Raw genomic sequence first — 17,327 nt, forward strand, 5'->3', positions numbered from 1 at the left:
AGTCGCCCTCATGGTGCTAGTCGCCTCTGCCTTCTTTCTGCTGCTGGTCATCGGCATGCCGGTGGGTATCGTGCTCGGCGTCGCCGGGCTGCTGGGACTCGTCGACATGGGCGGTGGCAGTTTTCTCGCCATGGTCCCTGACAAGTTCTTTTCTGGGCTGAACCTGTTCCCGTTCCTGGCGATGCCGTTCTTCATCCTCGCCGGCGAGATCATGAACCGTTCCGGGCTGACCTTGAACCTGGTCAACTTCGCCCAGTCACTGGTGGGCTGGCTGCGCGGCGGCATGGCCCACTCCAACATGCTGGCGTCGGTGATGTTCGCCGGGCTCACCGGCTCGGCCACCGCCGACGCCGCCGCCTTCGGCAATACCCTGGTGCCGGCAATGAAGAAGGCCGGCTACAGCGGTCCCTACGCCTGCGCCGTCACGGCGGCCGGCTCCATCATCGGTCCGATCATCCCCCCATCCACCCTGGCCATCATCTACGGCTCGCTGATGGGAGTGTCGATCGCCGGGCTGTTCGCCGCCGGGATCATCCCCGGGCTGCTGCTGTGTCTGGTGTGCATGTGCCTGATCGCGGCCACCGCCCGCCGCCTCAACCTGCCCAAGGATGAACAGGGCACCAGCCTTGCTCGTATTCTCAAGGAATTTCGCCTGAGCCTGCTGGCGCTGATCCTGCCGGTCTTCATCCTCGGCGCCATCCTCACCGGCATCACCACGCCCACCGAAGCCGCTGCGCTGGCGGTGTTCTACGCCCTCTTTGTCGGCTGCGTGTGCTATCGCAACATCGGCTGGCGTGATCTCTACGAGATGCTGGCGAGGACCGCGCTGATCACCGGGGTCATCTTCCTGATCATCGCCTCGGCCTCGATCCTCGGCTGGTGGATGACCTTCAATCAGATCCCCCAGCTGATCGCCGACGCCTTCCTGTCGGTGTCGCAGTCACCCGTGGTGGTGGTCACGATGATCGTCGCCCTGCTGCTGTTCATCGGCCTGTTCATGGATATCAACGCTGCGTTGATCATCCTGGCGCCGGTGCTCGCCCCCCTGGCCGCGACCATCGGGCTTGAGCCGGTACACGCAGGCATGATCATCATCCTGTCGCTGACCATCTCGCTGATGACACCACCGGTCGGCGCCTGCCTGTTCGTGCTGGCGTCGGTGACCGGCGAGCGCATCGAATCGATCACTCGCTCGCTGTGGCCCTTCATCGTGGTCGAGCTGCTGGTGCTGCTGGCCACCGCCTACTGGGAACCCATCAGTCTGGCCATCCCGCGCATGCTGGGACTGGCGGGCTAATCTATTGCGGCGCCAGGCGCCGCTTGTCCTCGACGCAGTGCAACACCCAAGGCGCCTGGCTCGCTCGGCGGGCGCCAACAACAACGCAAGGAGTGAACCATGTCTCGACTGCCCCTCCCCGTCGCCCCGCGTACTGCCCTGGTGGGCGCCGCTCTCGCCGCCGCCCTGGTCGCCAGCGCCTCGACCCAGGCCGCGACCACCATGCGCATCGCCCACCTCAATCCGCCGGACCCCACCGCCAGCAACTCCGGCGCGATGACCGCCGTGTTCAAGCAGCTGGTGGAGACCGCCACCAACGGCGAGATTCAGATCGAGATCTTCCCCGCCGGGCAGCTGGGCGAGGATGCCAACGTCATCAATCAGGTCGGCCAGGGCATCGTGCAGTCCACCATTTCCTCCGCCGGTGGCGTCGCGGAACACTATCCGCGTATCGGCATCTTCGATATTCCCTTCGCCTTCCCCAACATCGCGGTGGCCACCGAGGTCATCGACCTGGACAGCGACTTCGGCAAGGCCCTGGCCGAGGACCTCGAAGCCGAGACCGACGGCCTCAAGGTGCTGGGGCTGCTCGACAGCGGCGGCTTCTTCCAGTTCACCAACTCCCAGCGTCCGATCGAGACCACCGACGACATGGACGGACTGCGCATTCGCACCATGACGCTGCCCACCCACGAAGCGATGATCAATGCCCTGGGGGCCGAGGCCACGCCACTGGCCTGGTCCGAGGTGTATACCGCGCTGCAGACCGGTGTGGCCGACGGCCAGATGAACCCGATCCAGCAGACGTCCTTCGCCAACTTCGACGAGGTGCAGTCCTACCTGACCGTCAGCAACCACCTGATCACGCCCTACATCTGGCTGATCAACGAGGACTTCTACAACGGGCTCGACCCCGAGCAGCAGAAGGTCATCGACTGGGCCGCCGATGTGGCGGTGGACGCCGGCCGCTCGATGTCGCGGATCATCGAGGCCTCCGACAACGGCCTGCCGAAGCTGGCCGACGGCATGGAAGTCAACGCCATCACCCCCGAGGCCCGTCAGGCCTTTATCGACAAGGCCCAGCCAGCGGTGCGCGAGGTGATCAGCGAGCGCTACGGCAGTGAAGGCGAAGCCCTGCTGGCGAGCATGCTCGACGCCATCGATGCAGCCGACGCACCCTGATGTCGCCTCGCCCGCGATAGCATTTCCCAAGCGCCCAAAAACGATCAGGCCGCTCCCCGTGGGGAGCGGCCTGATCGTTGGTCACTGTTGCAACTTCAGTTCGACGGTGTCAGCCGGTTTTCGACCATGGCACTTGCTCCGCTGATGTCCGGAAGGCACTCGCCCTGGGCGAGTCGCTCGAGGATGCGTTCTTCCTGGCGCTGCAGTTCCAGGGTGTGGTCGATCACCGCGTCGACCTCCGACGGCGGCAGTACCACCACGCCATTCTCGTCGGCCAGCACCACGTCGCCGGCGGATACCACCACTCCACCGACGCTGACCGGCAGGTTCATGGCACCGCCCTGGTCGGCGAGCTTGGTGGTCAGCGACGAGACGCCGCGGCTCCACACCGGGAAGCGCTTTGCGCGCAGGGTAGCCAGGTCAGTGGCGGTGCCGTCGATGATCACCCCGGCCAGTCCCAGGCGCGAGCCGACCTCGGTCAGCACCCCGCCCCAGCAGGCGTGACGACGATCGCCCTGGCGATCGATCACCAGTACATCGCCGGGACGTAACAGGCGCATGGCGTGGTTGAGCAGGGTGCCATCTCCCGGCGGCAGCGACAGGGTCACGGCAACCCCGGCCACCCGCACCTCGTCGAGCTGGCAGCGGATCTCGGGGTCGATAAAGCCCTCTTCGCGGAAGTGACCGATGGTGGCGGTCTCGCACTCGAGCAGGCGCTGATGGCGGGCGGGGTCCAGCGGGGCGGGCAGGTCGGCGATGGTGTACACAGCGTTTTTCCTTATATCAGGCTCGGCAGCCAGGTGATCAGTCCCGGCACCCAGTACAGCATCAGCATGCCGAACAGGAAGCACAGCACGATCGGCCAGGCGGCGGCGTAGATGGTCGGCATCGACACCGAGGGTGCCCCGCCCTTGACCGCGAACAGGTTGTAGCCGAACGGCGGGGTCAGGCTGCCCACCGCCAGGTTGATCAGAAACAGCGTCCAGAACCACACCGGGTCGAACCCGTAGGCCTTGACCAGCGGGGCGTAGATCGGGATGACCACCATCATGAAGGCGATCTGGTCGATGAACATGCAGGCGATAAGCGGGATCAGCATCAACAGCAGCAGCATCAGGCCGGTGTCCAGGTCCATGGCGGTGGCGGCGGCCACCAGCCCGGAGGTGGCCCCGGTAAAGGACAGAAGCTGACTGAACAGCTTGGAGCAAGCCAGGATGGTGATGATCATGGCGCTGATCGACAGCGACGACAGCAGCGCCTGTCCGGCCATCTTGAGGCTGAACTTGCGGTAGTAGAAGGCCACCAGAATGGCCCCGAGCACGCCGGTGGCGGCGGACTCAGACGGCGTCGCCACCCCCAGCATCATCAGCCCCAGCACCGAGAAGATGATGATCGAGAACGGCGCCATGTTGGCCAGCGCCCGACCGCGCTGGCGCCAGTTGCCGCCGCCCGAGTCGTCCACCGCCGGTGCCCGCGACGGGTCCAGCATCATGCGCACCACCACGTAGGTCACGAACAACCCGGCCAGGAGCATGCCCGGAATGATGCCTGCGATCAAAAGGCGAGCGATGGAGACGTCGACCATGGAGCCGATGATGATCACCAGAAGGCTCGGCGGGATGATCGGTGCAAGGCCGGCGCCGCCGAGGATCAGGCCGATCGACAGGCGGTCGTCGTAGCCACGCTGCTGCATCGTCGGTAGCGCCGAACGGCTGAGCATGGCGGTCACCGCCAGGGCCGAGCCGGACAGCGCGCCGAACAGCGTCGACAGGGCCACCACGAAGAAGTACAAGCGGCCCTTGATGCGTCCCATCAGGGTGTCGAGGGAGTCGAAGATGACGTCGATGGAGCCCGAGCGGAACAGCAGCTCGCCCATCAGCACGAACAGCGCGATGGTGGTCAGCGTCTCCGAGGTGACGGTGTCATAGACGCTGTTGGCGAACAGGCCGAAGCCGGCGCTGCCCATCAGCCAGAAGGTGCCGGCCACGTTGATCGCCAGAAAGGCCACGAACACCGGCACGCCGAGGGCGAACAGCCCCATCAGCAGGGCGACGGCCAGGCCCAGGGTGACATACCACTCCATCGTCTACGCCTCCTGCCGTGGACTGTCGCTGGGCCACTCGACGGTGGCGGGCAGCAGCGCGCGCCGCAGAAAGTGCAGCGCGGTATTGGAAAAGCCGTAGCCGATAAAGCTCGACACCCACACCTTGGGGATATCGAGCCCCATAGCGGTGGTGGTGCCGCTGGCCAACTGGCGAAGGCTCTCGCTGATCAGCATCCAGGCTGCCAGCGCACACACCGCCGCGGTCAGCAGCGAGGTGAAGCGCTCGAAGCCCTGTCGACGGGCGGCGGGCAGGCTGTCCTGCAGCACGCTGATGGCGATGTGCCCACGGGTCCGGGCGAGTTCCGGCATGGCCAGGCTGGCCGACAGGCACAGACAGTAGGCGACGATGGAGCTCGACCACAGGGTCGGGGCGTTGAAGAAGTAGCGGGCCACCACTTCGATCCAGAAACACACGACGATGCCACACAGGGTGGCACCGCCGAGGTAGAAGCCGAATCGCGTGAGGCCATCGTGCCAACGGGCAATGGTAGCCAGCATGGGAGCGATCCGATCAGGGGGTCATGTCGTTGCTTTCGGCGATCTCGCGCATCTTGGCCACCGCCTCCGGCGACTTGTCGAGGCCGAGCTGCCAGATGCCTTCGGTCACCAGCTCGTCGAGACGCTCGGCGTCTTCCGGGGCGAACTCGGTTTCGTGCATGCCGAGCTCCCGCAGGCGCGCCCATTCCTCGACCGCCAGTTCGTCGAGCACCCCGGCGATCTCGCTTTCCAGCGCCTCGCCCTGGGCCAGCAGCACCGACTGCTGCTGCTCGTCGAGGCCATTGAAGGTGTCGAGGTTCATCAGCAGGTAGGTGTAGGTCTGGCCGAAGGTGGGCTTGGAGAAGTAGCCCGCCACCTCGTGCCAGCCAAGATCCTCGACGCCGTTGAGGCCCCAGGCAGCGCCGTCGATGACGTTACGATCCAGTGAGGAGTAGACGTCGCCGCTGGACATCAGCACCGGCGTGCCACCCAGGCCCTGGGTCACGTTGGTGTAGGTGGGGCTGCCGCGCAGACGACGTCCCTCGAGGCCCGGCGAGCCTTCGATGGGCTCCTTGAGCACGTACTGGAAACCGCTGGAGCCGAGCGGCGGAATCGCCAGCAGCTTCAGGCCGAGCTCGTTGTAGTGGCTGTCGATGAAGTCCCACAGGCCGGACTCGCGGGTCTTGGCAGGATCGACGAAGACCCCGTCCATGGCCGCGCCGACACCGGTGGTGTTGGTGTGGTAGGCGCCGTGGGTGTAGAGCAGGTCGAACACCCCTACCGAGACCGGCTGCAGCTGTTCGAACGGCGGCACCACGTCGGGGCCATTGAGGCTGATGGAGACCTCGCCGTCGCTGGCGCCCTGGACCTTGTCGATGTAGCGCTGGGCGACTTCGCGGGTGTAGGCCGAGGTCAGGTCGTAGCTCGACAGCATGCGCAGATCGGTGGCCTGGGCATCGGGTGACAGCGCCGACAGTGACAGGGCAGACAGCGACAGCGCGGACACGGTCAGGATGGAGCGGGAGAGTCGGGACAGGGAGCGATTCATGGTCTTCCTCGCGTTTATGGTTGTTATCATCCGTGGCCGAGGCGGGATGCGTCCGGCAGAAGGATCTTCGATACCACTTCAATCTAGTCAGGCCGACACACCGGGGTCAATGGAAAGGCACCGATCGAGTTTTTCGATTTTTAATATGTAGAATTTACAGAATTTATACAACAAAATGAAAATATAAAAACCAGAAAAATAAAGAGCACTATCTTGTGAAAAATCTCGTATTAAAGGGCTATTATCTCGAAGTATTTTACGCCAAACATGATGAGACAAAACGCCAATAACGCCTGATAAACCAAATAATACAACGACTTATATAAAACACCCTCTTTCGCACAGACGCCCGCCCAGCTCCATCGTCGTTATTGCCACAGGCGACAATTTCGACACCCTATCGGCCACCTTTCAGCAGAAGAAAAACTATTTCCAGCAAGAAGGGATCGACTCGCCTGGCCGGTTACCCTCGACCAGGCCGAAGCTGGCAGGAGGTAACCCATGCCCGACAACGGCCGACGGTGTATTCTCTGACAACAGCTTGGCCAACCATACACAGGCCAACATCAGGGCGCCTTCGGCGAGGACAGATCGTCCCCACGAGCGCCTCTTGCTGACAGAAATGAAAGGAGCCGGTGATGCGGCCGATTCACGACACCCTGGACTGGAACCTGCTGCGGACCTTTATCGTCATCGTGCAGGAAGAGAGCGTGAGCAAGGCGGCGGTGCGCCTGTACCTGTCTCAGCCGGCGGTGAGTCTGTCGCTGAAACGGCTGGAAGAACGGCTGGGCCAGAAGCTGATCGAGCGCGACAGCCATCGCTTTCGGGTGACCCAGGCGGGTCAACTGGTGTACCGCGAGGCGGTGGATATCTACGCCAATGTGGCACGCCTGGCGGCCTCGGTGGGGGAGTCGGACCCGGAGGTGGCCGGCCACGTCTCGCTGGCCTTTATCACCGGTATCCAGTGTCGCTTTCTCGACAGCGTGCTGGCGGCCTTCCATCGTCGCTATCCGCAGATCACCTTCGAAATCGAGGACATGTCGAGTCAGGAGGTGCAGCACGCCCTGTCACAACGCCAGAGCGCGCTGGGTATCTGTCTGGCCCAGAGTTGCCCGGACAACCTCGACAGCCAGGTGCTGGCGCGCCAGCGCTATCGGCTGTACTGCGGGCGCAGCCACCGCCTGTTCGGCCGCGACAGCCTGCCCATGGAAGAACTCAAGCAGGAGGCCTACGTGTCCTTTGGCAGCGAGCAGCTCGACGGGGTGCTGTCGCCGCTGGCGGTGTTCCGCGCCCAGCACGGCCTCAAGGGCCCGGTGGTGGGGCAGTCCAGTCGCCTGCAGGAGATCCAGCGCATGGTCATGGCAGGCTGGGGCATCGGCTGCCTGCCGGAGCACCTGGTGGCTCGGCAGGTGGCGGACGGCGAGCTATGGCCGCTGCCGCCTTACGACGGCGTGGCCGATATCGACCTGCACCTGATGTGGCACCGCGAAGGCCGCGCCAGCGTGGCGGAGACAACCTTTATCGAGTTCTTCCTCACCAGCATGGCCAAGGTGCCCATGGAGCACCGCCTGACCACCGGTATCGACGTGGCCGACGCCGCCCAGGCGCCCCTCGCTTTTGACGATACGCCATAGGGCAGCCTGTTCAACGCGCCAGGGCAGCCTCGCGGATGGCACTCAGCCGCTTGCCCGGGGCGATGCCGTCGGCCTCGTAGCGCAGTTCGATCAGCGCCGGACGGCGTTCGCGCTCGGCGAAGGCCAGGGCGCGCTCGAAGGCGGCGTCGAAGTCCTCGTCCCGCTCGACGATCTCGCCCAGGCCGCCGTAGGACTCGACCAGGGTGGTGAAGGCCGGGTTGGTGAAGGTCAGGGCGATCTCGCGGCCGGGGAAGTCGTTTTCCTGGTGGGCACGGATGGTACCCCACATGCCGTTGTTGAACAGAAGGATCACCAGGCCGACATCGTACTGCAGCGCCACGCCCAGCTCCTGCAGGTTCATCTGGAAGCAGCCGTCACCGGCGAAGCACACCGCCGGGCGGTCGGGGTGCTCGAGCTTGAACGAGATCGCCGCCGGCAGGCCGTAGCCCATGGAGCCCACCGTCGGCGCCAGCGAGCTGCCAAGCCCGGCGAAGCGCACGTAACGGTGGGCGTACAGCGCATAGTTGCCGGCCCCCACGCTGATGCAGCCCTGGCCATCCAGGCGACGATCGACGCTGGCGGCGACCTTGTCGAGACTCAGCGGCCCCGGGGCCGGCTGGGGCTCAAGCGTCGCCAGGTAGTCGGCGCGCGCGGCGCGGGTCTGGTCGGCCCAACGCGGTGAGGTGTCCGGCGCCAGCCCGTCCAGGGCGGCGGCGAAGCCCACCACGTCGGCGTTGATGGCAAGCTCGGCATGATAGACCCGGCCCAGCTCTTCGGGATCCGGGTAGACGTGCACCAGCGTCTGGCGCGGGGTCGGCGACTGGATCCACGAGTAGCCTTCGCTGGTGGCCTCGCCCATGCGGGTGCCGACGGCGATCAGCAGGTCGCTGTGCTCAAGCCGCTCGCGCAGGGCGTCGTCCATGGCGAAGCCGACGTGGCCGACAAAGCGCGGATCGCGCTGGTCGAAGCACTCGAGCCGGCGCCAGGCCACCCCCACCGGCAGATCGAAACGCTCGGCGAAGGCCGCCATCTGGGCCTGAGCCTGTGCCGTCCAGCCGCTGCCACCGATCAGCAGGAAGGGCCGCTCGGCCTCGGCCAGACGCGCCTTGAGCGCCTCGAGCTGAGCCGCGCCGGGGTGGGAATGCAGCTTGGCCATGGGCTGGGCGTCGGCCACCTCGGCCTCGCCCCACAAGGTGTCTTCCGGCAACGCCAGCACCACCGGACCGGGACGCCCGCTGGTGGCGACGCGATAGGCCCGGGCGATGTACTCGGGGATACGATCGGTGGCATCGATCTGGGCGACCCACTTGGCCATGGGGCCGAACATGCGACGGTAGTCGATCTCCTGGAAGGCCTCGCGCTCGACGAAGTCGTTCCCTACCTGGCCGATGAACAGGATCATCGGGGTCGAGTCCTGAAAGGCGGTATGCACCCCGATGGAGGCGTTGGTGGCCCCCGGGCCACGGGTCACGAAGCAGATGCCCGGCTCGTTGGTCAGCTTACCGTAGGCCTCGGCCATGTAGGCGGCGCCGCTTTCCTGACGACAGACGATGGGCTCGATGGCGCCCCGATGCTCGTTGAGGGCGTCGATGCAGGGCAGGTAGCTTTCCCCCGGCACCAGGAAGACCCGGCGGGCGCCGTGGGCGCGCAGCTGGTCCATCAGGATCTGGCCGCCATTGCGGCGCGCAAGGGACGTGGTTGGCGAAAGCGTGGAGGCTGGCAGGCTCATGTCAGGGTTCTCGATATCGTTGTTGGTAAAGACGGTTCAGGCGTCTGTCAGGGCGCGGTGCAGCGGGGCGATCTGTTCGGGCAGCACCACGCAGCGGGCACGAAAGCCCCGCGCCATGGCCCACTCGAGGTCTTGCTCGAAGCCCTCTCGGCAAGTCCAGGGGCCGTCGATGGCCAGACACTCGGCCTTGGCGCAGGCGTCGACGAAGCGCTGGCGCCAGGGCGCCAGGACGCTGGCCCGCTCGCCTGGCTCGGCGTCGGCGGCAACGCCCAGATCACGCGACAGATCGCCACTGCCGAGAAGCGCCGCGCTCACCCTTGGGCTTGCCTTGAGGATCTCCGCTGCGGCGCCCACACCGACGGCGCTCTCCAGCGTCGGTATCAGCGCGGTACAGCCCTGTTCGAGGCCGACGCGACGCTCTTCGCGGGCCAGTGCCAGGGCCAGCAGCACGATGTCCATGGAGGACTCGACCTGGGGCAGGAAGATGGCCGCTGGTCGTGCCCGCATCAGCGCCGCCAGCTCGCCCTTGCCGCCCTGGGTCAGCGGGTTGATGCGCGCCATGGGCAGCCGCTGGTGCTGCCGGCAGCGCTCGGCGAAGGCGACAAAGTCGTCGCAGGCCTGGCGGCGATCGGCGGCCGGGGTGAACTCCTCCAGGTCGACGATGATGGCCTCGGCGCCGCTATCCAGCGCCTGATCCAGGCGTGCCGGGTCATGCCCCGGCACGAACAGCCAGCTGCGACACTGGGTCAGGGACAAAGGAGTCGGAATCAAGGACGCCATGGGTCACTCCATCAGGTTCGGCAGGAACAGCACGATGTCGGGCACGAAGGTGATCAGCAGCAGTACCGCGATCATCGCCCCGAGCATCAGTCCCAGGTAGCGCAACGACTCCATCACGCTGATTCCGGCGATGCGGCAGGCGGCCATCAGGTCGACCCCCAGCGGCGGCGTATTGGCGCCGATCGCCAGGTTCACCGTCAGCAGCACCCCGAAGTGCACCGGGTCGATGCCGTACTGCACCAGCAGCGGCATGACGATGGGGGTGACGATGATGATGATGGCGATGCTTTCCATGAAGGAGCCGAGCACCAGCAACACCACGGTCAGCAGCAGCAGTACGCCATAGCGGCTGTCGGTGATCTCGCCGATCAGTGTGGCGATGGCCTGGGGCACCTGTTCGTAGGTCAGGCCCCAGGCGAACATGCCGGCGGCACCGATGATGACCAGGATGGCGCCGGAGGTCTCCGCGGTGGCGATGACGCTGTCGACGATGTCCCGAAGGCTCAGGCTGCGATAGACCAGGGTGCCGACGATCAGCGCATAGACGATGGCCGAGGCGGCGGCTTCGGTGGGGGTGAAGACGCCGAAGCGAATGCCTCCGATGATCAGCACCGGCACCAGCAGCGCCGGCAGGGCAGCGATAAAGGCACGCTTGCGCTCGCCGGGCTCGGGCCGGGTACCACCGGACCAGCCGTTGCGGCGTGACACATAGATGGCCACCCCCACCAGCGCCAGGGTCAGCAGCAGGCCGGGGATCACGCCGCCCATGAACAGCTTGCCCACCGAGGTGTTGGAGGTGGTGCCGTAGACGATCATCACGATGCTCGGCGGGATCACCGTGCCGATGGAGCTGGCGGTGCCCACCAGGGCGCTGCTGAAGCCGCGGTGATAGCCGCTGCGCTGCATCGCCGGCAGCAGCATGCTGCCGATGGCGATGACGTCGGCCACGCCGGAGCCTGACAGTGCCCCGAACATCATGCAGGCCAGCACCGCGACCACCGCCAGGCCGCCACGGATGTCGCCCACCAGCGCCATGCACAGACGCACCAGACGCTGGGTCAGTCCGGCGTGATTCATCAACTGGGCGGCCATCACGAACAGCGGGATGGCCAGCAGAGTGAAGCTCTCCATGCCCGCTACGAACTGCTGGGCGGAGACCATCATCGGCGCCGCACCAAACATCAGCAGATAGGACAGCACCGCCAGGATCAGGCCGAAGGCGATGGGAATATCGATCAGGATCGCCAGGGCGAAGACGCCCACCAGGGTCAAGGCACCAAGGGTCATGAGGCGTCCTCCTGTGACAGCGGATCGCTCGCCAGCAGATGGTCACACTGCGCCAGCGCCATGCCGGCGCAGCACACCGGCACCGACAGATACACCAGCCCCGCAGGTAGCTGCAGCGCCGTGGTGGTCTGGCTCATGGTCAACCAGGCCAGGTCCCAGCCGGCCTTGGCCAGCAGCAGTAGCATCACCAGCAGTAGCAGGTCGGTGGCCCGGGTGATCAGCCGGCGAATGGCAGGGGAGCCGACCAGCAGCGGCATCAGTCCGGCGCTCAGGTGGCTGCGCTTGTAGGTGCAGGCCACGCCGGCCAGCAGCGCGGTCCACACCAGCACCAGCTGGGGCAGCTCTTCGGCCCAGTGGGGCGGCGCCCCCACCACCCAGCGCATGAACACCGAGTAGGCGACCAGCGCCGCCAGCAGGGCGGCGCCGATGCCGGCCAGCGCCAGGCACAGGCGCGAGACGAGACGCGCCACGGGATGCAGCAGGCCGTGCACGGTCATCGCGCTCACTGCCCTTCGCGGTAGCGCTTCACCAGCGCCATCAGGTCGCTGCCGAAGACGTCTTCGTAGTCGGCCCAGACGCCCTGGACGGCGGCATTGAACGGCGTGGTATCGACCTCGTTGACGCTCATGCCTTCGGCCTCGAGCTCGGCCACCAGGCGCGAGTCGTCCTCCTGGGTCATCCGGCGCTGTTCGTCACGCCAGGCGTCGGCCAGCTGCTGGACCGCCGCCTGGTCGTCCTCGGACAGGCGCTGCCAGACGTTGTTGGCGACGGTCAGGCAGGCCGGTGCCCAGACGTGCCCAGTCAGCGAAACGTAGTCCTGGACCTCGAAGAAGGACGAGGAGTGGATGATCGACAGCGGGTTTTCCTGGGCGTCAAACACCCCCTGCTGCAGCGCCGAGTAGAGCTCGCCGAAGGACAGCGGAGCCGGGCTTGCGCCAAGCGCGGTGAAGGTATCCAGTCGCATCTTGTCCGGGGTTACCCGGATCTTCAGACCGGCCAGGTCCTCGGGGGTCTCGACCGGGCCCTGGTTGTTGGTGACGTGGCGGAAGCCGTTCTCCCACCAGGACAGGATCTTCATGTTGTAGTCGGAGGCGATGGCTTCCAGCGCCTCGCCCAGCTCACCGTCGTAGGCGGCGTAGGCGTCCTGGCGGTCCGCCCAGGAGTAGGGCAGCTCGACGATGCCGAAGCGGGCGTCCAGCGGCTGGAAGGAGCCGCAGCCGATCACCCCGGCGGGCACGCTGCCGATCTGCATGCCTTCGACCATGGTCTTTTCGTTGCCGAGCTGGCCGCTGGGGAAGACCTGGAAGTTGACGCGACCCTCGGTGGCCTCGCGCACTTCGTCGGCGAAGCCTTCAGCGGCGATATGCCAGCTATGGGTAGGGGCCAGCACGTGGCCGAGCTTGATGTCGAGGGCCTGGGCCGAGGTGGAAAGACCGGCGAAGGCGCCAAGCGCCAGCAGGGGGAGCATCCTGGAGGTCATGGGGGTACCCGTTGAGTCGTTGTGATTGTGATCTGGGCCCGCCACCGCTTTGTTGACGGCAAGACAGGCGTCACTTGAGACTCGGCCAGGTAGGCGTATTAGACAATTTTCAAGATTTTATGCTTTGCATAAGCCTGATTTATGCAAAGCCATTGGACAGTGGTCAGGGTGGCCCTTCGACAGGCCTCGGGCGGCAACCACAAGTGCTTGCAGACACTTCTTTAACGCACTGTTCAAGAACCATTTTTCTGGCGCAAATGGGGACATTTGCGGTTGTGATTGGCGCCGTTGACGGCTCCACGGCGATAGTCAATCCAGCGTGGTGGTCAGCGTCGAGGCTGGCGCCAGCGCAGGATGAGAACCACCGCCCTGTCGGCCAAGAATTACAAGGAGCCCCTATGCAACTGCCCTCTCTGATCGAGATCCCCAACGGTGAAAAGGTCACCCCCACCTTCAGCGACGCCGAGATGCAGGGCCGCCTAGCCCGTCTGCGCCAGCACATGGCCGAGCAGCAGGTCGACGCCGTGGTCCTGACCTCCTATCACAACATCAATTACTTCAGTGACTTCGTCTATTGTCGCTTTGGCCGCGACTATGGACTGGTGGTGACCCAGGAAGGCTTTACTACCGTCACCGCCAACATCGACGGCGGCCAACCGTATCGGCGCAACCGTCTGGGCGACAACATCGTCTACACCGACTGGCAGAAGGACAACTTCTTCAAGGCCATCATGCGGCTATGCGAAGGCAAACGACGCATCGGGGTGGAGTTCGACCATCTGACCCTGGCCAACCGCGACAAGCTGGAAAGCGCCCTTGGCGAGGTGGAGCTGGTCGACATCGGCGTACCCACCATGCAGATGCGCATGATCAAGTCCGCCGAAGAGATCGCACTGATCCGTCAGGGCGCGCGTATCGCCGACGTGGGCGGTGTCGCGGTACGCGACGCCATCGCCGCCGGGGTGCCCGAGTACGAAGTGGCGCTGGCCGGCCAGAGCGCCATGGTGCGCGAGATCGCCAAGACCTACCCGCAGAGCGAGCTGATGGACACCTGGGTGTGGTTCCAGTCCGGCATCAACACCGACGGCGCCCACAATCCGGTCACCAGCCGTCGCGTGCGTCCCGGCGACATCCTGAGCCTGAACACCTTCCCGATGATCTCGGGCTATTACACGGCGCTGGAGCGCACTCTGTTCTGCGAGCACGCAAGCGATGCCCATCTGCGGCTGTGGGAGATCAACTGCGAGGTCCATGAGCGCGGACAGCAGCTGATTCGCCCCGGCGCCCGCTGCAGCGACATCGCCCACGAGCTCAACGAGATCTTCGCCAGACACGACGTCCTCAAGTACCGCACCTTTGGCTACGGGCACTCCTTCGGCACCCTGAGCCACTACTACGGCCGCGAGGCGGGTCTTGAACTACGCGAGGACATCGACACCGTACTGGAGCCCAACATGGTGGTGTCGATGGAGCCCATGCTGATGATTCCCGAAGGCCAGCCCGGCGCCGGTGGCTACCGCGAGCACGACATCCTGGTGGTCAAGGAAGACGGCGCCGACAATATCACCGGCTTCCCCTACGGGCCGGCGCATAACATCGTGGGTTGAACCGATCCGGCGATCACCGGCCGGGACGTGACATGGGGGGCCGCTCGCCCCCCATGTCGGCGAGCCCGGCCCTGAGGTAGTCCAGCACGTGGTGCGCCGCCACGGACAGCTCGCCGGTCTGGTAGTGCAGGCCGAAGGTGACGCGCCCAAGCTCGGGCAGCCGATCCGCCCCATCCACGCAGTGCAAGTGGTCGGGGCTGACGCTGCGCGCCAGGGCGGTCACGCCCAGGCCCTCCTCCACCGCGGTGAAGATACCGAGCAGGCTGGTACTGGCGTAGCTCACCCGATAGGGCATCGCCCTGGCCCTCAACGCCGCTTCCGCCGCAGAGCGGTACAGGCACCCTAGGGGATAGGTGACCAGAGGCAGCGGCGCTTCACCCTCCAGCAATGCCGTGTCGCCGACCACCCAGACCAGGTCATCTACCCGGATATCCCGAGCATCGCGATCATCGTCGACCCTTTCCGGCTCCATCACCAGGGCGATATCGTAGTGGTGCCTGTGAAAACGCTGGAGTATGACCCTGCTGATCTCACAGTCGACCTCGACCTCGATATTGGGGTAGACCCGCGCCAGATTCCTCAGCACTCGCGGCACAAATGCCAGCTCGAAATCGTTGGGAATACCTAGCCTTACCTTGCCACTGACGCCCCCTCCGCAAAGCTTCTCCACCAGCCGGTCATTGATCGCCAGCATGGCCCTGGCTTCCTGGTAGAGATAGTCACCATCCTGGGTCATTTCCAGCTGACTTCCGCGCAGAAACAGGCGAGTACCCAGCATCTCCTCGAGCTTCTTCATCTGCAGGCTGATGGCGGGCTGGGAACGCCCCAGGCGCTCTCCTGCCGCGGTAAAGCCTCCCAGCTCATTGATGGTCACGAAGGTACGCAATAACTCACTCGGTATCGTCTTCAACCTGGGGCCTCATTGGCATAGATCATGCATCGATTTGTCGTTCTTATTGGTCGCATCAGCGGCAAGAAAATACCTTGAATCTGTCGATGGAAATCGACGCTACCTCTCGACGACTGCCGATTGTCGACGTCCAACAACAAACAATAGAGGCTTCTTCATGAACTCCTGGGTATTGACCACCTTTGCCATTCTAACGCTCTCCATGCTGATTCACACCGGTGCAGCCTACCTGCGTCGAGAACTCAAGGCCCGCCAACCGAGGTGACGCACATGGACTCCTTTACCCTGTTCAATTGGGCGCTTCTGCTGATGACCTTCGGCCTGATGCTCTATCTGGGCTACCTGTCCTCGCGGCGCATGCGCAAGGATGACGCCGCCGGCTTCCTGGTCGCCGGGCGCTCGCTGGGGGCCTTCGTCGGTGCCGGTACCATCGTTGCCACCGGATTCAGCGGCTGGGGCTTCATGGGCTCGCCCGGGGTCACCTACCAGTTTGGTGCCATCGAGGTGCTGGGCAACTTCTTCTTTGCACCAGCGATGGTCATCGCGGTGCTCTACTTCGCCCGCTTCATGCAGCGCAAGGCGATCGATATGGGCAGCAACACCATCCCCGAGTACATCGGCCAGTCCCACGGCGGCGGCGCCATGGGGCGAGTGCTGCAGGCGGTATCGGCGATCATCACCGTGGTGCTGCTGCTGGTCTTCCTGACCAGTCAGATCAAGGCGGTGGGGCTTCTGGGTGCCAGCTGGCTGGGCATCGAACTCGATCAAAGCGCCATGCTGATGGTCGGGGTGATCATCCTCTACACCATGCTCGGGGGGCTGGCCGCGGTGGCCTGGACCGACACCATCATGGTCTGGGGCATGGCCCTGGCGGCGGTCATCATCGTCATCCAGATGCTGACCACCATTGACGTGAACGAGTGGGAAAGCGGCTTGAACGCCATCGACCCGGAGCTGTTGAACCCGACCAACGGGGCCCACTACGGCGCCTCCCGAGGCAACGTCTTCCTGGTCCTGCCCTACGCCTTTCTGTTCGCGGCGGTGCTGCCGTTCATGGCGATCCGCTTCCTGGCCTTCAAGCCCGAGGTCAAGCTGCACAAGGTCGGCATCTACGTCGCGGTGCTCGGCGGCCTGCTCAGTCTGATTCCGCTGGTCGGGCTCTACGTCAGGGTCAAGCTGCCGGGACTGGCGGATCCCGACAGCGCCATGCCGGTCTATCTCGAGCAGTTCATGCATCCGGCGATCCAGGGCGTCATCACCTTGTTCATCATCTTCGCCATGAAGTCTACCGCCAACTCCCTGTTGCACACCGTGGCCTCCAGCGTCTCCCATGACCTGCGCCTGGCGATCTTTGCCGAACGACAGCCTTCGGCACGGCGCGTCCTGGGCCTGAACCGGGCCGCGGTGCTAGTGCTCGGCGTGCTGGCACTGCTGATGATGCTCTACGCACCGCCCTTCATGCTGTCCTGGCTCGGCATCCTCGGCACCGGCACCCTGCTCGCCAGCCTGATCGGCCCGGTGTTCATCTCGACCTTCTGGCAGGGCTCGGCCTGGGGGGCGCTGGCGGCCATGCTCGGCGGCTTCTTCACCAGCGGCTACATGATGCTGTTCGCCGATGTGGGCTGGTTGATCGGTCCGCTGACCGGCTGCGTGGTGTCGTCGGCTCTGTATATCGGCGTGACCCTCGTCGGTCGCAGCCATCGCGCCCATGCCCGCCATCCGAACGCATCCCTCCCTGACCACCCTGCTTGACCGAAGCCCCCCCGACTCGCCTTCAGGATCAGGGTTCTGAGGTTTAGGCAAAAAGACAGGC

General features: G+C 65.0%; 15 protein-coding genes. 5 read left to right on the forward strand and 10 right to left on the reverse strand.

The features are described from left to right. Nucleotides 1-10: 10 nt before the first annotated feature. The gene (locus NFG58_RS20695; RefSeq protein ID WP_181248614.1) at nt 11-1,297 is read left to right on the forward strand and encodes a TRAP transporter large permease; all 1,287 of its coding nucleotides are present in this window, start codon (nt 11-13) and stop codon (nt 1,295-1,297) included. A gap of 99 nt (nt 1,298-1,396) precedes the next feature. Beyond that, nucleotides 1,397-2,458 (forward strand): DctP family TRAP transporter solute-binding subunit, encoded by a 1,062-nt coding sequence (locus tag NFG58_RS20700; RefSeq protein ID WP_108132014.1) that lies wholly within the window; start codon nt 1,397-1,399, stop codon nt 2,456-2,458. Between the two features lie 95 nt (nt 2,459-2,553). Here the strand turns inward: NFG58_RS20700 and NFG58_RS20705 are convergent, their stop codons facing one another. From NFG58_RS20705 to dctP, 4 genes are read right to left on the reverse strand one after another with little or no spacing between them, the layout of a single operon-like run. Beyond that, nucleotides 2,554-3,225: a 4-hydroxy-4-methyl-2-oxoglutarate aldolase gene (locus tag NFG58_RS20705; RefSeq protein WP_108132013.1), complete on the reverse strand. Its 672-nt coding sequence runs from the start codon at nt 3,223-3,225 to the stop codon at nt 2,554-2,556. 11 nt (nt 3,226-3,236) lie between these two features. Beyond that, a complete protein-coding gene (locus NFG58_RS20710; RefSeq protein WP_108132012.1) occupies nt 3,237-4,541 on the reverse strand; it encodes a TRAP transporter large permease subunit in 1,305 nt (434 codons plus the stop codon). Between the two features lie 3 nt (nt 4,542-4,544). Next, entirely contained in the window at nt 4,545-5,060 is a 516-nt protein-coding gene (locus NFG58_RS20715) for a TRAP transporter small permease (RefSeq protein ID WP_108132011.1), read from the reverse strand. A gap of 13 nt (nt 5,061-5,073) precedes the next feature. After that, nucleotides 5,074-6,087: a TRAP transporter substrate-binding protein DctP gene (dctP, locus tag NFG58_RS20720; RefSeq protein WP_162816416.1), complete on the reverse strand. Its 1,014-nt coding sequence runs from the start codon at nt 6,085-6,087 to the stop codon at nt 5,074-5,076. 638 nt (nt 6,088-6,725) lie between these two features. On the opposite strand from dctP, the gene NFG58_RS20725 reads away from it, so the two are divergent. Then, nucleotides 6,726-7,721 carry a LysR family transcriptional regulator gene (locus NFG58_RS20725; protein ID WP_045992342.1) on the forward strand — a complete coding sequence of 332 codons (996 nt, stop codon included), beginning with the start codon at nt 6,726-6,728 and terminating at the stop codon, nt 7,719-7,721. Between the two features lie 10 nt (nt 7,722-7,731). On the opposite strand, the gene NFG58_RS20730 is transcribed toward NFG58_RS20725, so the two are convergent. Genes NFG58_RS20730 through NFG58_RS20750 form a run of 5 tightly spaced genes read right to left on the reverse strand, consistent with a single transcriptional unit; the run spans nt 7,732 to nt 12,997 of the window. Beyond that, complete coding sequence (locus NFG58_RS20730) at nt 7,732-9,450, reverse strand: thiamine pyrophosphate-binding protein (protein ID WP_108132008.1); 1,719 nt, start codon at nt 9,448-9,450, stop codon at nt 7,732-7,734. A gap of 36 nt (nt 9,451-9,486) precedes the next feature. Then, nucleotides 9,487-10,230 (reverse strand): aldolase/citrate lyase family protein, encoded by a 744-nt coding sequence (locus NFG58_RS20735; RefSeq protein ID WP_222516292.1) that lies wholly within the window; start codon nt 10,228-10,230, stop codon nt 9,487-9,489. 3 nt (nt 10,231-10,233) lie between these two features. After that, nucleotides 10,234-11,517: a TRAP transporter large permease gene (locus tag NFG58_RS20740; protein WP_108132006.1), complete on the reverse strand. Its 1,284-nt coding sequence runs from the start codon at nt 11,515-11,517 to the stop codon at nt 10,234-10,236. After that, entirely contained in the window at nt 11,514-12,014 is a 501-nt protein-coding gene (locus tag NFG58_RS20745) for a TRAP transporter small permease subunit (RefSeq protein ID WP_261395367.1), read from the reverse strand. The genes NFG58_RS20740 and NFG58_RS20745 overlap by 4 nt, the downstream gene beginning before the upstream one ends. A gap of 5 nt (nt 12,015-12,019) precedes the next feature. Further along, entirely contained in the window at nt 12,020-12,997 is a 978-nt protein-coding gene (locus NFG58_RS20750; protein ID WP_222516291.1) for a DctP family TRAP transporter solute-binding subunit, read from the reverse strand. A gap of 398 nt (nt 12,998-13,395) precedes the next feature. On the opposite strand from NFG58_RS20750, the gene NFG58_RS20755 reads away from it, so the two are divergent. Continuing rightward, nucleotides 13,396-14,604: a M24 family metallopeptidase gene (locus NFG58_RS20755; RefSeq protein WP_045992100.1), complete on the forward strand. Its 1,209-nt coding sequence runs from the start codon at nt 13,396-13,398 to the stop codon at nt 14,602-14,604. 13 nt (nt 14,605-14,617) lie between these two features. Here NFG58_RS20755 and NFG58_RS20760 read toward each other — a convergent pair whose 3' ends face one another. Then, nucleotides 14,618-15,514: a LysR family transcriptional regulator gene (locus NFG58_RS20760; protein WP_222516290.1), complete on the reverse strand. Its 897-nt coding sequence runs from the start codon at nt 15,512-15,514 to the stop codon at nt 14,618-14,620. Nucleotides 15,515-15,784: 270 nt separating this feature from the next. Here NFG58_RS20760 and NFG58_RS20765 point away from each other — a divergent pair, with 270 nt between their 5' ends. Continuing rightward, nucleotides 15,785-17,266, forward strand: coding sequence for a sodium:solute symporter family protein (locus NFG58_RS20765; protein WP_348827291.1), 1,482 nt, complete (start codon nt 15,785-15,787; stop codon nt 17,264-17,266). Nucleotides 17,267-17,327: the final 61 nt, after the last annotated feature.

This window comes from Halomonas sp. RT37, assembly GCF_040070525.1.
In the GTDB taxonomy this organism is placed as follows: Bacteria; Pseudomonadota; Gammaproteobacteria; order Pseudomonadales; family Halomonadaceae; genus Halomonas; species Halomonas litopenaei.

Bases quoted from the DNA above. Each gene is read 5' to 3' on its own strand.
- NFG58_RS20695 (WP_181248614.1), top strand. From the start codon at position 11: ATGGTGCTAGTCGCCTCTGCCTTCTTTCTGCTGCTGGTCATCGGCATG.
- NFG58_RS20700 (WP_108132014.1), top strand. From the start codon at position 1,397: ATGTCTCGACTGCCCCTCCCCGTCGCCCCGCGTACTGCCCTGGTGGGC.
- NFG58_RS20710 (WP_108132012.1), bottom strand. From the start codon at position 4,541: ATGGAGTGGTATGTCACCCTGGGCCTGGCCGTCGCCCTGCTGATGGGG.
- NFG58_RS20715 (WP_108132011.1), bottom strand. From the start codon at position 5,060: ATGCTGGCTACCATTGCCCGTTGGCACGATGGCCTCACGCGATTCGGC.
- dctP (WP_162816416.1), bottom strand. From the start codon at position 6,087: ATGAATCGCTCCCTGTCCCGACTCTCCCGCTCCATCCTGACCGTGTCC.
- NFG58_RS20725 (WP_045992342.1), top strand. From the start codon at position 6,726: ATGCGGCCGATTCACGACACCCTGGACTGGAACCTGCTGCGGACCTTT.
- NFG58_RS20730 (WP_108132008.1), bottom strand. From the start codon at position 9,450: ATGAGCCTGCCAGCCTCCACGCTTTCGCCAACCACGTCCCTTGCGCGC.
- NFG58_RS20735 (WP_222516292.1), bottom strand. From the start codon at position 10,230: ATGGCGTCCTTGATTCCGACTCCTTTGTCCCTGACCCAGTGTCGCAGC.
- NFG58_RS20740 (WP_108132006.1), bottom strand. From the start codon at position 11,517: ATGACCCTTGGTGCCTTGACCCTGGTGGGCGTCTTCGCCCTGGCGATC.
- NFG58_RS20745 (WP_261395367.1), bottom strand. From the start codon at position 12,014: ATGACCGTGCACGGCCTGCTGCATCCCGTGGCGCGTCTCGTCTCGCGC.
- NFG58_RS20750 (WP_222516291.1), bottom strand. From the start codon at position 12,997: ATGACCTCCAGGATGCTCCCCCTGCTGGCGCTTGGCGCCTTCGCCGGT.
- NFG58_RS20755 (WP_045992100.1), top strand. From the start codon at position 13,396: ATGCAACTGCCCTCTCTGATCGAGATCCCCAACGGTGAAAAGGTCACC.
- NFG58_RS20765 (WP_348827291.1), top strand. From the start codon at position 15,785: ATGGACTCCTTTACCCTGTTCAATTGGGCGCTTCTGCTGATGACCTTC.